At 59.8% G+C, this 13,815-nt stretch carries 12 protein-coding genes; 5 read left to right on the forward strand and 7 right to left on the reverse strand.

The window, feature by feature from the left end:
* The first annotated feature begins 70 nt into the window (after nucleotides 1-70).
* The gene (locus G394_RS18155) at nucleotides 71-610 is read left to right on the forward strand and encodes a hypothetical protein (protein ID WP_051306985.1); all 540 of its coding nucleotides are present in this window, start codon (nucleotides 71-73) and stop codon (nucleotides 608-610) included.
* A gap of 128 nt (nucleotides 611-738) precedes the next feature.
* On the opposite strand, the gene G394_RS0105900 is transcribed toward G394_RS18155, so the two are convergent.
* Entirely contained in the window at nucleotides 739-1,833 is a 1,095-nt protein-coding gene (locus G394_RS0105900; protein WP_028576873.1) for an SPL family radical SAM protein, read from the reverse strand.
* Entirely contained in the window at nucleotides 1,830-2,801 is a 972-nt protein-coding gene (locus tag G394_RS0105905) for a hypothetical protein (protein ID WP_156902467.1), read from the reverse strand. The genes G394_RS0105900 and G394_RS0105905 overlap by 4 nt, the downstream gene beginning before the upstream one ends.
* 267 nt (nucleotides 2,802-3,068) lie before the next feature.
* Between G394_RS0105905 and fusA the strand changes: the two genes are divergently transcribed.
* Nucleotides 3,069-5,129, forward strand: a complete 2,061-nt coding sequence (gene fusA / locus G394_RS0105910) for an elongation factor G (RefSeq protein WP_028576875.1) — start codon at nucleotides 3,069-3,071, stop codon at nucleotides 5,127-5,129.
* A gap of 158 nt (nucleotides 5,130-5,287) precedes the next feature.
* Here the strand turns inward: fusA and G394_RS0105915 are convergent, their stop codons facing one another.
* The 5 genes from G394_RS0105915 to G394_RS0105935 all read right to left on the reverse strand — a co-directional run bounded on the left by G394_RS0105915 (nucleotide 5,288) and on the right by G394_RS0105935 (nucleotide 9,420).
* The gene (locus tag G394_RS0105915; protein ID WP_028576876.1) at nucleotides 5,288-5,956 is read right to left on the reverse strand and encodes a hypothetical protein; all 669 of its coding nucleotides are present in this window, start codon (nucleotides 5,954-5,956) and stop codon (nucleotides 5,288-5,290) included.
* Nucleotides 5,953-7,104, reverse strand: coding sequence for a hypothetical protein (locus tag G394_RS0105920; RefSeq protein WP_028576877.1), 1,152 nt, complete (start codon nucleotides 7,102-7,104; stop codon nucleotides 5,953-5,955). The genes G394_RS0105915 and G394_RS0105920 overlap by 4 nt, the downstream gene beginning before the upstream one ends.
* A gap of 686 nt (nucleotides 7,105-7,790) precedes the next feature.
* Nucleotides 7,791-8,312 carry a contractile injection system protein, VgrG/Pvc8 family gene (locus tag G394_RS0105925; RefSeq protein ID WP_028576878.1) on the reverse strand — a complete coding sequence of 174 codons (522 nt, stop codon included), beginning with the start codon at nucleotides 8,310-8,312 and terminating at the stop codon, nucleotides 7,791-7,793.
* 29 nt (nucleotides 8,313-8,341) lie between these two features.
* Nucleotides 8,342-8,731, reverse strand: a complete 390-nt coding sequence (locus G394_RS18160; RefSeq protein WP_245578269.1) for a PAAR domain-containing protein — start codon at nucleotides 8,729-8,731, stop codon at nucleotides 8,342-8,344.
* Between the two features lie 167 nt (nucleotides 8,732-8,898).
* Nucleotides 8,899-9,420, reverse strand: a complete 522-nt coding sequence (locus G394_RS0105935; protein WP_028576879.1) for an Hcp family type VI secretion system effector — start codon at nucleotides 9,418-9,420, stop codon at nucleotides 8,899-8,901.
* Nucleotides 9,421-10,110: 690 nt separating this feature from the next.
* Between G394_RS0105935 and tssA the strand changes: the two genes are divergently transcribed.
* The 3 genes from tssA to tssC are packed head-to-tail and all read left to right on the forward strand — an operon-like array spanning nucleotide 10,111 to nucleotide 13,815.
* Nucleotides 10,111-11,718, forward strand: a complete 1,608-nt coding sequence (tssA, locus tag G394_RS0105940) for a type VI secretion system protein TssA (protein WP_245578270.1) — start codon at nucleotides 10,111-10,113, stop codon at nucleotides 11,716-11,718.
* 24 nt (nucleotides 11,719-11,742) lie between these two features.
* Entirely contained in the window at nucleotides 11,743-12,315 is a 573-nt protein-coding gene (tssB, locus tag G394_RS18165; RefSeq protein WP_051306987.1) for a type VI secretion system contractile sheath small subunit, read from the forward strand.
* Nucleotides 12,316-12,342: 27 nt separating this feature from the next.
* On the forward strand, nucleotides 12,343-13,815 hold the full coding sequence (gene tssC / locus G394_RS0105950) for a type VI secretion system contractile sheath large subunit (RefSeq protein ID WP_028576881.1): 1,473 nt from the start codon (nucleotides 12,343-12,345) through the stop codon (nucleotides 13,813-13,815).

The raw sequence follows: 13,815 nt of genomic DNA on the forward strand, positions 1-13,815 counted from the left end.
ATATCAAGAAGCATCGCACGCCGGGCAGGTCCCGGTTTTTTTCGTTCATCACACCCACAGGATGCCGTTCATGAAGATATTGTCCATCTCCGAGCTGGATATTCAGCCTGAGTTCGATTTTTCCACATTCCTTTTTCTGGCCCAGGTCGACGAGGTCGGACCGCAGGAGATGCTTTCGGTGCTCGGCACCTGGGAGAAATGGCTGCCGAGCCTGAAGGTCTACCAGCTCGGGGAGCGCAAGGGGCACGTGCTCGTGTATCTCGAAAAGAAGGTGGAGGACGAGGTGGACGACATCTGGAAGGCGTCGCCCTCGGAGGGGTTCAAGCATGAGGCCATCGCCCAGACCATGATCATGGGCACCTTGAAGGTCCTCATGCCGGAACTGGGGGAAAAGGAATGCGCGCCCGTGCCCGAGCCGACCAAGCCCCTGCGTCGCACGCTGGAGAAGCTCGGCCTGGACCTGCAGGAGTCCGGGGCCATGAACCGCAAGTACGCGACCCTCACCCCGTATCCCCACCGCTACGGCTGCGACCGTTGCCACCTCAAGGACAGTTGCATCAAGAACATGAACTTGGATCTGGGTGGCATCATGAAGGGCACAGGCCAATAGCGCAGATTTTTCGCCTTCACGACGCAGGGCGGGTCCGGCATTGCCGGGCCCGCCCTGCGTGTTTCTTCTGCCCGGATCCGTCCTGGTGGTGAAGTACAGGCGGCGTCGCCGCCGCGTTCGAAACGAGGTCAGTCCCCGAAGGCCTGGGCCATGAGGTGCCGGTACAGCCCGCCCAGGTCGTCTGGCGTGCGGCCGAGCACGGCCCGCCAGACTTCGTCCGACTCCATGCACAGGTAGAGCTGCCGGTCCAGGCCGCCCCCTTTGAGCCTGTCAGCCAGGAAACGCAGCTGTTGCACGCGCAGGGGCCGCAGCAGGCGCTGCTTGCCGTCGATGCCCGTCACGAACTCGCCGTAGATATAGGACGACTGCGGAAAATTTTCGCTGATGCAGCGTTTAAGGTCGGGCATGTGCCGGAAGGACCCCATGCTGACGTAGGCGATATTTTCGGGCCGCAAATGGTCGAAGATCATCTCCACGGTGCGGGTGTACCCGTCCTGCCACCCCGGAAAATGGATGACGGGGTCGAAGTGCAGGCAGACCCGGAAGCCCGCCTCGGCGCAGCGCTTGGCCGCGGCCAGACGCTCCTCCAGGCTGGCGCATTCTCCCTGTTCTTCCCTCTCCGCGATGAGGGGCGCGTTCATGGACCAGGCCGGCAGGACGCGGGACGGGTCCCGGACGGCGTCCATCCAGGACAGGTCGACGACCTTGGACTTGAGTTCGAGGCAGATCTGCGGGAATCGCCCGAGAAATTCCACCAAGTCCCGGCTGTAGCCCGTCAGGGCCTCCAGCACCAGGGAGTCGGTGAACTCGCCGGTGCCGACCCGGTAGCGGCGGCCCGGGACGGATTCGAACGCCCGCTCCAGCTCGGCCCAGAGGTCGTCCTGGTTGGCCCAGACCTTGAGCACGCGGTCTTGGAAATAGGCCTGCAGGATGCAGTATGAGCAGCGCAGGGGGCAGTTTTCGCCGATGTGGATGATCTGGTATCCGCAGCAGCGGTAGTGGCTGGTGCCGGGGCAGTGGCGCAGGAAGCGTCCCTTGTAGCGCTTGAGGTAGAGGATGTCCTCGCGGTCCAGCCCCGGGGTCAGACTCTCGCCCTCGGCCAGGGTTTCGGGCGTCAGGTGGGGGAGTTTGTCCCTGACGCGGCGTGCGATGGGCGAATTGACCACGGCCTCGTCCATGACGATGCGGCTGATGCCCTGCAGATGCGCTGGAAGGGCGGTCATGCGTCCTCCGCAGGGAAGAGGGCGGTCAGGTCTTCGCGGGCCGCCATGCGGGCCAGTTCGGCGCCGGCCGCGCGGATTTCGTCGATGCTTCGCGCGCGGATGGTCATTTCCACCGCGTCGCTCTCGAACTGGTCCGGCTGGACGATGCGCCAGCGCGTCCCGCTTGCCACCCTGCGGGCAGCCTCGGCGAAATCCCTCTCCAGGGTGCTGAGGCGAGGGAATCGGCTTTGCCGGATCTGCTGGGAGATGCGGGCCATGGCGTCCTTGGGGGAGAGGCCTTCGGCCAGGATGTCGTCCACGCCGCAATCCCGCAGCAGCTCGGCTGCGCCCGTGCCGTCCCGCAGGCACGTCTCCCGCAGCCAGGTCAGCAGGTTCACGGCGTTGCCTCGCGACCAGGACAAGCCGTCGAAGAGCGGTTCCAACGCGGCGAGGTCCCGGGCGGAAAACCCGGCCAGCAGTTCGGCGCAGGCCAGGGGAACTCCGTCGAGGAGGCGGTCCCAGTGCGCGGGCAGGCCGAGCCAGGCTTCGACCAGGCGCAGGCGCTTGGAGCGCGGCTCCATTTCCAGAAGCTCGAAGACGGGTGCCATGTCGGTCGACGGGATGGCGCGGAAATAGCGCATGGCCGCCACGACCCGCTGGTCGGTCAGTTCGCGTCCGATGTTGGACTGCATGTACGCCAGGCCTCGTCCGGCCATGTCCAGGGGGCCCATGTCGAGGCACAGGACATCACGGCCCGCCTCGGCCAGAACGGCCACCCGCGCCGCGCCCGCCACCAGCAGCGGAGAAGCTCCGCTGCGGTCCACCAGCACGGGAACCAACTGTCCGTGGCGCTCCAGGCTGCGGCGCAGGGCCGGGGCGGGCTCTGCGGGCCAGAAAAGCCACGGTCCGGATACATCGATGCTCGCGGCCGGATGGAGCGAGATGCGTGCGTCTTCAGGTGCTTTCGGCGGGATGGCGGCTGTGCTCATGATTTTCTCTCAACGATTTTGCAGAATTATGCGTGGCTGAAAAATCCGCTGCTCTTGACAACTTCCAAGCCACCTCCCTATAGGGGTATTTCTTGAAAAAAGTTCAGGATAGCAGGAGGTTTGCAAGGTCGCCGGACAATGGAGCATGGGACCTTCATCCAATTTCTTCTCTTTTGCAAGCGATTTCCCGCCCTTCGTTCAGGAAGCCGGGAAGGTTTTATACCCTGTAGCCGTATGGTTGCGTAATACTTTGCATAAGGGGGCTGTATGCAGGATCAACTTCAAAAACAGAGGACTTTCGCCCTGATAGGGCATGGCGGAACCGGGAAGACGTCGGTGGCCGAGATGCTGCTGTTCAATTCCGGTTCCATCACTCGGTTGGGAAAGATCGACGAAGGGACCACCGCCCTTGACTACGAGCCCGAAGAAATCAAGCGTCGGGGCAGCATCCAGCCTGCCTTCGCCCAGTTCGCCTGGAAGAAGAATCTGAATTTCCTCATCGATACGCCCGGTGACAACAACTTCATCGGCGACCTTCCCTACCTCCTGCAGGGCGCGGACAATGTCGTCCTGGTCATTGACGCCATCGACGGGGTCAAGCCCCTGACCAAGAAGATCTGGTCCGAGGCCTCCAAGGCAGGCCTGCCGGCCATGGTGTTCGTCAACAAGATGGACCGGGAGCGCGCGAATTTCCAGATGGCCTACCAGGGCCTGTCCGACGTCCTCGGCATCAAGCCGGTCCTGCTGTTCATGCCCATCGGCAGCGAGACGAATTTCAGCGGCGTGGTCGATGTCCTGGCCGGGAAGGCGTACGCCTTCGACGACAAGGGTGAGCTGAAGCCCATCGACATGCCCGCGGACCTCGCCGACGAGGTCACCGCCGCGCGCGAGATCGCCGTCGAGAACATCGCCGAGAGCAGCGAAGAGCTCATGGAGAAGTATCTCGAGGAAGGCGCCCTGACCGAAGAGGAGATGACCGTCGGGCTGCGCGCCGGAGTGCTGAGCCGCGCCCTCGTCCCGGTCTGCGCCGGCGCCGCCATGCTGAACAAGGGCGGCGTGCCGCTGCTGGACATCGTGCAGAACTACATGGCCTCGCCTCTCGAACACACCGCCTGGCTCGACGCTGACGGCAACGAGCGTGCGTCCAGCCCCGACGCCCCCTTCGCCGCCTTCGTCTTCAAGACCATCGCCGACCCCTTTGCCGGCCAGCTTTCGGTCATGCGCGTGCTCTCGGGCGTCCTGGCCCCGGACGCCTCGGTGCTGAACGCATCCAAGGACGAAAAGGAGAAGATCGGCCAGATCCTGTTCCTCGAAGGCAAGAAGCAGAACCCCTGCAAGCAGGAAGTCGGCCCCGGCGCCGTGGTGGCCGTGGCCAAGCTCAAGAACACGACCACCGGTGACACCCTGTGCGCTGAAAAATTCCCCTTCATTCTGCCCAAGCCCAAACTCAGCCCCGGCATCATTTCCTACGCCCTGGCAGCGGCGGAGAAAGGCGACGAGGACAAGGTCTTCGCCGCGGTCCAGAAGCTCCTGGAAGAGGACATCAACCTGCGCTTGGAGCGCAACGACGAGACCGGCGACATGCTTCTGACCGGCATGGGCCAGCTGCACATCGAACTGGCCGTGGAGAAGGTCAAGCGCCGCTACAAGACCAACATCGTGCTGAAGACGCCCAAGATCCCCTACCGCGAGACCATCAAGGGCAAGGCCCAGGTCCAGGGGCGCCACAAGAAGCAGTCCGGCGGCCGCGGCCAGTTCGGCGACTGCTGGATCCGCATGGAACCCAACAAGCGCGGTGGCGGCTACGAGTTCCTGGACGAGATCGTCGGCGGCTCCATCCCGCGCAACTACATCCCCGCCGTGGACAAGGGCGTTCAGGAGGCGGCCGCGCGCGGTTTCCTGGCCGGCTATCCCCTGGTCGACTTCAAGGTCGCGGTCTACGACGGTTCCTTCCATACCGTCGACTCCTCGGAAATGGCCTTCAAGATCGCCGGCTCCCTGGCCTTCAAGAAAGCCGTGGAGATGTGCAACCCCATCCTCCTCGAACCCATCATGCTCGCCGCGGTCTTCATCCCCGACGAGTTCATGGGCGACGTCATCGGCGACCTCTCCAGCCGCCGCGGCAGGGTCCTGGGCTCCGACTCCATCGGCGGCATCACTGAGGTCAAGGCCCACGTGCCCATGGCCGAAATGATGAAGTACGCCCCGGACCTGCGCTCCATGACGGGCGGCCAGGGCACCTTCACCATGGAGTTCGCCCACTACGAGGAATGCCCGCCCAACGTGACCGAGCAGGTCATCGCGGACAGCAAGAAGGAAGAGGAATAATCCGGCTCTCAGCTGCGCGGGCCGCACCGGTCCGCGCCGTAAAAGCGCAAAACCCCCGCCGCGAGGTCGGGGGTTTTGCGCTTTTCTGGTTTGTGCTTGGCAGCCTGCCGTATGAGGTCGCCTGCCAAGCGTTGTAAATTCTGATGTGAGCCTGGGGATCAGGGCGCCTGCTCAATGAACGCCTTTTCCGGCCGTACATCGACGGGGTTGCCGGCGTTGTCGGTGCCGGCCATGGCGAAGCGGTACGATCCGAAAGGCAGCGGACGAGAGTTCCATGACCGTCCGCCGGGATATACGCCGAAATATTGGTCTGCGACCCGCCCGTCTGTATCGAATACGACGATGAGCAGCCTCGATGCATCCGAGCGGGGTAGATGGAATGAGGCGATGCCGCGACCCGGGTCCATGTTTTCGGCCGTGACACCGCGGGTTGCTGGACCTTTTGCCCAGGGCAGGGCGGGTGTCTGTGCCGCGGCGATCTTCCTGGCCAGGCGTTGTGTGCAGACACGGAATGGCGATTCATCGTCCGCGAAGGTGATTTTGTACGCGGCGAAGGGCGCAAAAAGACTCAATGAGCAGCTCGTGCGCTTTCCGGGCGTCTCCTGAAACGCAATGCGGCGGGTCGCCGTGAAGGTCCGTTCGTCGTTTTGGATCAGCAGCTCCACGCTGCCCCTGGATCGGGGCGCGGATATGATGACCGTGAAATCCGTCATAAGGTTTGTGACGTCCGCATCGACTTCGACAGCGAGTATTTCCTGGCTTCGTGCCGTTGCAGGCAGGAGGAGTCCCAACCCCAGGCACGCGAGATATGCGGTGAGCAATCTCATAGGTTGCTCACCTGCCCGTTTCTCACGCCCGCGGCTTCGCCGGGAGTGAATTCACCCAGGGTATGGCTGCGGTTTCTGAACGGGGTTTCCTCAAAGAGCGCGCCCATGGATACGAGGCGCGTCTTTGGCACGTGTTTGATCTGGAAGAAGTTCAGCCTGTCGTAGATGATCAGTTGGCGCTCGTCCTCGGCCAGCAGAAAAACGGGGTGTGTCGGGGTCGACTCCGGAGTGTCGAGGCGGAGGGTGACCACGGGGAAGACGTGGATTCGGCCCAGCTTGCCGTACAGCGCCGAAAGCATGAATGTCTGACTGGCAATGGCGATGATCAAAACGGTCCTGCCTAGACGCCAGAGACAGCCGTTGTCGTCCTTGCGGCAGGCGCACGCCAGTCGGTGGATGACGAAGATGGCTCCGACGACCATCGCAATCAGCAGGAAGGTCAGGGTGAAAACCTGTGCCCTGGGGCCTTCCTGGTCCCTGTCGGCGTCTGACTTGAACCACGGGCGGTGCGTCATGTGTTCGGCTATGTTCGATGGGTTGGCCAGAAGACGTTGGAGAAGGTAGACTCGGTTTTCCATCTTTCTGGAATCTCCCGCCCTACTTTGCATGGACTCGGCGAGGATTTCCCCCTTTATGGGTTGTAGCACAGCCCTGATCTCGAAAACCTCCACTTCGAAGCTCATGAGGCAGAAATAGGCGGTGAGCACGCAGGCCGCACCGGCGACCAGTAGCAGGTCCAGAACGTGGAAGTACGTCCTGCTCAGAACTCTGTGACGATATCCCCAGATCAGCACGCACAGGACGCCGATGGCCGACAGACCAGTCAGGCATGCCGCTAGGCACCACATCAGCGCAGGCTCATGCCGCAGGGATTCCAGCACGCCGTTACGAAAGCCCCCATCGTTCATCAGTCTGGCTAGGTTGACGCATACGGCCGTCAACGCGTCCAGGGCGAATTGGATGTCCTCTCCGAACGAGGTTACGGGGTCGTGACCCAAGAGGAGCTTGTCATGCTCCGCCCGCGCCCAGCGGCCGAGGGCGTAAAAGGCAATGGCGACAAGAGCGGATGTTTTCAGGAGCTTGGCGAGGCGCTGGGCCAGCGTGCCGAAAGCATCCTGTCGCGACGTGAGAAGGGAGTCGATGTGCATAGTTGGGTTCCTCATCCGGCGTGAACTCGAAATTCATGAGATATGAGGGCGATGATGTCGAAGCATTTCGGAAAATCTGAAGGCAACCAATGGTTGAATGCAGAATTGGAGGTGCTGTGTGTGTTAAATTTCCAAAGTTGTGCAATACATGGTGATAATCTTAAATAAAAATGTTTATATATGATTATAAAAATGTAAATATCCACAGATTAGTGTCGTTCAGCGCGTGTTAATTGGAAAATATACAATGCGATAATTCATGTTGAATGGAGATCTTGCGCTGTAAAGATTTGCGCTGGAGTTCACACCGCTCTACGATTCTGAGCTAGATCCATTCAGGCGAGCTAAGAGTGTCACGAAGCGAAAATCTACTCATGCCGAAACTTTCCCGAGTTGGAGCCTGTGATCAATGCAGTTGAAGTCGTGTTCGAATTTTGGCTTTATATCCGCGAGATTTTCCGGAATTTATGCGCAGTAAATTATATTGTCACGTATAGATATAGTTTATGAACCTACGAGAATCCAAAATGGAAACTAAAATTTTGAGTATTCACGGTATGCGCTTTGCAAGTACATTGACATTCATTAGTTTTTTCGGATTTCTTACTCCGGAATTCGTTTTCGGTGTCCGAGAAGTAGAGCACATGGCGGTCCTCAAAATACTCAGAGTAGAAATAAATGCCTTTTTACTCGCATAACCTGGAGATGAAGTGCAGGGCTGTCTCGCCGTACTGCACGCAGTATTCGCGTGGCGCGTAGTCGTAAAAGCATTTGAAGGCGTAGGAGTCTCCCGTAAAGTTCTGCTCCTTGAGAACCTGCTCGATGATCTGAAGCACGGTCATGTTCTGGAATATGCGGTGGTCCGTGACCAGGCGCGGAAACCACAGGCGGGGGACCAGGACGCAGCGGTAGTGGGTGCGCAGGTTGGCGGTGTGCCGTTGCTTGAGGTGGCGGATGACGGCGTGGACATGGCGGCCGCTTCCGCGCTTGTCGGAAACGCTCAGGCAGGCGGGCTGCCCCAAGAGCTCTGAAAAATCCACGGCAGGATTTTCGTCCACCAGTTCGATCTCGAATTCGTAGGGTCGATGCGCCTCGTCTTCGGATCCCGAAAAGGCATAGACCCGGAGGGCATGACCGGACAGCGCCTCGAAGGTGAACGAGGCGCTGTCTGTCCCGTGGTTCCCTAACTTCTGGTGGTTGTTCAGCATGTCATTATTTTTTTGGTGATGGAGTTGGCCTATCCGATGTCCACGTCCGAACTGGCTTCGATCATTCGCCCCGTGCCGCCGCAGTGCTTTGTGGTGTCGCCGAGTCGCACCAAGGGTTTGCCGTTGACGAGGACGTCCTCGCTGCCCATGGCGGCCGTCCACGTGTTGGGGCCGCAACACGTGGAGTGCTTTCCCTGGTCGCCAAGACGCAACACGGGACGCCCGTTGATGACGACATCGGGCGAACCGCTGACCGCAGGGCCGCTGACCGCGTGGGCGCAACAGCTTCCGCCGTGCGCGTCGTGCGGACAGAAGGCCTTGTCACCCACTCTACAGGCTGGGGGCATGAAATCTCCGTTCTCGATGTTGTTGTCCAAAATGCCGTCGTCACCGGAGAAGACGATCTCGGTCAGCGGCATGCACGGATGCGGAGTGCTTCGACGGGAGCACGCAGACAGCCTCAGCCCTCGGCCGCGGCGTCTGGAATCGCGTGAATTCCTCTTTCGGTGCGTTTCGCGGTGCCGTGAAGCCTCTTCCTCGGCGGCGGAGAGCCGGGGCCCGCACGGCGGCGAGCCCCTTTTCCGCCCTACGCCTGGTTGGACATGGTTCTCCAGTCGTCGCTTTCCGACGTGCTGGCGATCTCATGCGTTTTGATGATCTTGCGGTATGTCATGTAGACGTCCTCCAGGTGCGTGAAGTGCGCCTTCCCGGGGTCCTGGCAGTTGGGCATGTAGGCCTGGATGTCGACGATGATGGCGTCCTCGAGTTGGATGGTGAAGTAGTGCTCCATGGTCCCGGAGGCCGAGGTGCGGTAGAACTTCATTTCCACCTTGGGGAGCTTTTCACCGCTGGCCAGAGCTCTGAAGAGCAGGGGAGAGGCTTTGTCCATGACCTTGGTGATCTTCAGCGGCTTGTGCACGCGCTGACCAGTGGGCTGGCCGGACTGAGGGTCCCGCGGCAGGATGATCTGGTGTTCGAATGCCTCCACCAGGCACTCGTCCTCATGTCCCTCCTGGAAGATGTTGCCCACCGAGGCTTCGGTGAAGTTTCCGGCCGTAATGAGTCCCTGGCGCTCTCCGGTGATGCTGATATAGGCGGGAACCGGCATAATGCTCTCCTTGGGGAAAAGGTTGTTGATGATGTCTTCGCATAAGGCAACATCCGTGCCTCTGTTTTATGGTTAACTATATTGGTTGGTTATGTGGTGATATGCGCGGCGAGGCTGGCAAGATGTTGCCCGGTTTGCAGGACGGCAGGAAAGTTGGATGGGAATGAGTAAAAAAATCAGTTTGTTGTGTTTGGTAATAACTTGCTTGAATGTGCGTCGGGCATTTGTGGTCTGCGTTCAATAGTTTGAAATAACGAAACAAAATCCTGGCAAGTTGTTGCCCGATATGGATGCTGTGAGCCTTTCCGGGAAAGAGTGTAGGTCTCGGATTGGCTTCGTTGATCCTCTATGGTTCCACCATGTGTGAGTTGAGTACGGAGAGCATTGTCGGGTTGCACGCGGGTAATACGCTTCAGTCGATAGGCGTCACGGATGCAGTTTGTTTCAGGAGATTTTTTCTTGCTGACGGGTTGGGCGAAAACGCCATGTCTGTCTGTTCAATATTGTAAATTATTTTAGATAATTATTTGATAGAATATTTATGTTTAATGACTAGGATGTATTCGGCAATATACTTATGCGTATTTATGCATAGTTGTCATTTATACACTTTGTTTTGTAGTTTTTTAAGTGTATTTTCAACATTATTTGTGGATTGTTTTTATTGTATATCCGCTGTTAGTGGACGCCATGGTCGATACACTACATACAGCTGGTGTGCAGCGCGTACGCCCTTCTCTTCCAGATCCCATTTTTTACATGTGGCTTACCCCCTTGAGTGGAGATTCGCCGTGCGGTGAGGATATCGGCTTCTCCGACGAGTTCGAGTCGCTCAGGGCGGAAGTGGAGAAAGGGATGTCAGTGCACGGGAGGGAGAGAACGGACTGGCCCCTTGTCCTGCGCGTGGCCACCCAGATTCTCGGCGGACGCAGCAAGGATCTGTGGGTATTGTGCTACGGCGTCATGGCGGCGCAGGAGGCCCAGGGGATCGTGTGTTGCACGGCCGCCCTTTCAGCGCTTGCATCTCTTCTTGAGTCATATTGGAGCGAGCTGCATCCCGGAATTTCCCGTGTTCAGCGACGAGTTGCTCCGGTTAAATGGCTCGCGGCACGCCTTGAGTCCAAATTTGCGGCCGAGGTGAAGGCCGAGGAGAAAGGGGCGGTCGTCATCCTGAAAAACGAAGTGGCCCGGTTGCAAGCCATCCTCAACGACAGGTTCGGTGCCACGGCGCCTTCCTTTGACGGTCTGTCGCGGCTGCTGGGCGATTATGAACGCGAAGGTGCCGGCAACAGCCCTTCCCGGCCGCACCGTGCCGAGATCGCTCCGCCGGTTTTACCCCCGCCCCCAGACACGTCACTGCCAGACGACGATTTTCTCACCGCCATCGACGGCCATGGCCGCGTGCCGGCCGCAGTGCTGCCGCGTCTCCTCAGATCTGCTCAGGACCAGTGCCGGCAGCTGGCCGCGCATTTTTCCTCGTTCGACATCTTGGACTGGAGGGTGGTTCTGCTGCACCGCGCGGCTCTATGGTGCACGGTCGATCAACTTCCCCAGGCCGATGGCGCCGGTGTGACACAGTTGCGTCCCGTACCGCCGGAAAGGGCGCAGTCGTATGCTGCGGCGGTGGAAGCCAGACGATTTCTGGAGGTCCTGCCTCGGCTGGAACGGTCCGCCAGCAAGGCGCCTTTTTGGCTGGATGGGCACCATCTTGTCGCCCGTTGTCTCGAAGGGCTCGACGCCTTCGGGTCCCTGGCCATTCTGCGGGCCGTGCTCGCCCAGTTCCTGCGCCGTTTCCCAGAGTTGGTCCGCTGCAAGTTTCTGGACGGCACTCCCTTTGCCTCGCCGCGAACTGCGCAGTGGCTCGACGCCATCGAATTGCCGCCATCCGGTCAAGCCTCTCCGCGCCTAACCATACGTTCGGGAGAGGCCGTCCGTGAGCAGGAATTGCTGGATGAGAGCCTGGCCATCCGGGCGGAGAGGGGCTTCCCGGCCGGCCTGTCCCATCTGGAGAGAGTGCCTGCCGGACGCAGTCGCGCAGCCGTGCGGCAAGGGCTTCTGCTGGCGCGATACTGCATCGCAGCAGGCAACAAGAAGGCGGCCGTGCGGCTCTTGCAGTCTCTCTACGAACAACTGGAAAAATGGGAGCTGTTGGACTGGGAGCCCGAACTCAGCGCCAACATAATCTCTCTGCTGCTTTCCTTGCAGCCCAAGGACAGGGGTAACGGGGCTGAGACGATGCTCAGCCGTTTGCACTGGCTGCATCTCGGAACGGCGGTGGGCAGTTTCAAAGAAGTGTAAATTCCATCAGTAACGGAGGCATTAATGGCCAAAGATTCGTCAATCGCACCTAAGGAGCGCATCAACGTTACGTTCAAGCCCGCCACGGGCGGGGCCCAGGAGGAGATCGAACTGCCCATGAAGGTCATGGTCGTGGGCGATTTCCTGCAAAGGCACGATCCTCGCAATCTCATCGACCGCAAGCCCGTGTCGATCAACAAGAACAATTTCGAGGAAGTCCTGTCCAAACAGGAGCTCTCTCTTCAGATCGCCGTCCCCGACAGACTGCGGGACAAGGCGTCGGACTCGGACATTCCGGTCACCCTGAACTTCAAGGGCATGAGGGACTTCGAGCCTGCCGGCATCGCCGAACAGGTCCCGGAAATGCGCAAGCTTCTGCAGCTTCGCGACGCTCTCGTCTCCCTGAAGGGTCCGATGGGTAACATTCCAGCCTTTCGCAAGGCCATCGAGGACGTTCTCGCCGATGACCGTCAGCGCGAGATGATCATGAAGGAGTTGGGTATGGGGAAGACCGAGGCGAAGAACGTTCTGAAGGCGAAAGGCCTCGGTGGCGAGAACGCCGAAGCCGAGGCCAAAGGATCCCAGAAGAAGAATTGACACACCCATCCAGCGAGGACATCCACAATGAACCAGACCCAAGACGCCGCCTTGGAGCGGCAGAGCACGGGCTCGCTTCTTGAGCAGATCATCCGGGAGACGAATCTCGATTCACAGGACGAAGGCTACGAGGCGGCGCGCCTGGGCATCAGTGCCTTCATCCAGGAGATGCTCAAGCCTTCCTACGCGGACGAACAGGTCAAGAAGATCACGGTCGATCGCATGATCGCCGAACTGGACCGTCGCCTGAGCGTCCAGACGGACGAAATCCTTCACGACAAGCAGTTCCAGGAGTTGGAATCCGCGTGGCGGGGTCTCAAGCTCCTCGTGGACCGAACCGATTTTCGGGAGAGCATCTTCGTGGAGATGCTGCATGTCAGCAAGGATGAACTGCTTGACGACTTTCTCGACGCCTCGGAGATCACCCAGTCGAGCCTCTACAAGCTCGCCTACACCGCGGAGTACGGCCAGTTCGGGGGCAAGCCCTTGGGGGCCCTCATCGGAAACTACTATTTTGAACCTACGGCTATGGACATGCGCCTGCTGCAGAGCCTAGCCAGCGTTGCGGCCATGGCCCACGCGCCGTTCATCGCCTCGGCCGGGCCATCTTTCTTCGGGCTGACCAGTTTCGACCGCCTGCCGGTCCTGAAGGATCTGCAGGATATCTTCAGCGGGCCGCGTTACGCCAAGTGGCAGGCCTTTCGGGAATCGGAGGACTCTCGCTATGTCGGTCTGACCGTGCCGCGCTTTCTCCTGCGCCAGCCCTACGATCCTGAAGACAATCCCGTCAGAGCCTTTGTCTACAAGGAAAGCGTCGACGACGACCACGAGAATTTTCTCTGGGGCAACGCCGCATTCGCCTTTGCATCCCGCATCACGGACAGCTTCGCTAAATACCGCTGGGCGGCGAACATCATTGGCCCCCGTTCGGGCGGAGCGGTGGAGGATCTGCCCGTGCATCTTTACGAGAGTCTGGGCGATATCGAGATGAAAATCCCCACCGAAATTCTCATCTCCGACCGTCGCGAATACGAACTGGCCGAACAGGGCTTCATCGCCCTGACCATGCGCAAGGGCTCGGACAACGCGGCCTTCTTCTCTGCCAACTCCTGTCAGAAGCCCAAATTCTTCGGCATCTCCGCCGAAGGCAAGGCCGCTGAGCTCAACTACCGCCTGGGCGCCCAGCTCCCCTATCTTTTTATCGTCAGCCGTCTGGCCCACTACATCAAGGTGCTGCAGCGCGAACATATCGGTTCCTGGAAGGAACGGACCGACCTTGAACGCGAGCTGAACACCTGGATTCGACAGTATGTGGCCGACCAGGAGAATCCGAGTTCCGACACGAGAAGCCGCCGTCCCTTGCGTGATGCGCGGGTGGTGGTGGAGGACGTCGAGGGCGATCCGGGCTGGTACCGGGTTTCGCTCAGTGTCAGGCCGCACTTCAAGTACATGGGCGCGTACTTCACCCTGTCCTTGGTCGGAAAGCTGGACAAGGAATAA

It is taken from the genome of Desulfomicrobium escambiense DSM 10707 (assembly GCF_000428825.1).
GTDB lineage: Bacteria > Desulfobacterota > Desulfovibrionia > Desulfovibrionales > Desulfomicrobiaceae > Desulfomicrobium > Desulfomicrobium escambiense.

What these genes read in the sequence shown, in the direction of transcription:
- tssB (WP_051306987.1), top strand. Translation starts at nt 11,743, where the DNA reads ATGGCCAAAGATTCGTCAATCGCACCTAAGGAGCGCATCAACGTTACG.
- G394_RS18160 (WP_245578269.1), bottom strand. Translation starts at nt 8,731, where the DNA reads ATGCCGCTGACCGAGATCGTCTTCTCCGGTGACGACGGCATTTTGGAC.
- G394_RS0105925 (WP_028576878.1), bottom strand. Translation starts at nt 8,312, where the DNA reads ATGCTGAACAACCACCAGAAGTTAGGGAACCACGGGACAGACAGCGCC.
- G394_RS0105935 (WP_028576879.1), bottom strand. Translation starts at nt 9,420, where the DNA reads ATGCCGGTTCCCGCCTATATCAGCATCACCGGAGAGCGCCAGGGACTC.
- fusA (WP_028576875.1), top strand. Translation starts at nt 3,069, where the DNA reads ATGCAGGATCAACTTCAAAAACAGAGGACTTTCGCCCTGATAGGGCAT.
- G394_RS18155 (WP_051306985.1), top strand. Translation starts at nt 71, where the DNA reads ATGAAGATATTGTCCATCTCCGAGCTGGATATTCAGCCTGAGTTCGAT.
- G394_RS0105900 (WP_028576873.1), bottom strand. Translation starts at nt 1,833, where the DNA reads ATGACCGCCCTTCCAGCGCATCTGCAGGGCATCAGCCGCATCGTCATG.
- G394_RS0105920 (WP_028576877.1), bottom strand. Translation starts at nt 7,104, where the DNA reads ATGCACATCGACTCCCTTCTCACGTCGCGACAGGATGCTTTCGGCACG.
- G394_RS0105915 (WP_028576876.1), bottom strand. Translation starts at nt 5,956, where the DNA reads ATGAGATTGCTCACCGCATATCTCGCGTGCCTGGGGTTGGGACTCCTC.
- tssA (WP_245578270.1), top strand. Translation starts at nt 10,111, where the DNA reads ATGGTCGATACACTACATACAGCTGGTGTGCAGCGCGTACGCCCTTCT.
- tssC (WP_028576881.1), top strand. Translation starts at nt 12,343, where the DNA reads ATGAACCAGACCCAAGACGCCGCCTTGGAGCGGCAGAGCACGGGCTCG.
- G394_RS0105905 (WP_156902467.1), bottom strand. Translation starts at nt 2,801, where the DNA reads ATGAGCACAGCCGCCATCCCGCCGAAAGCACCTGAAGACGCACGCATC.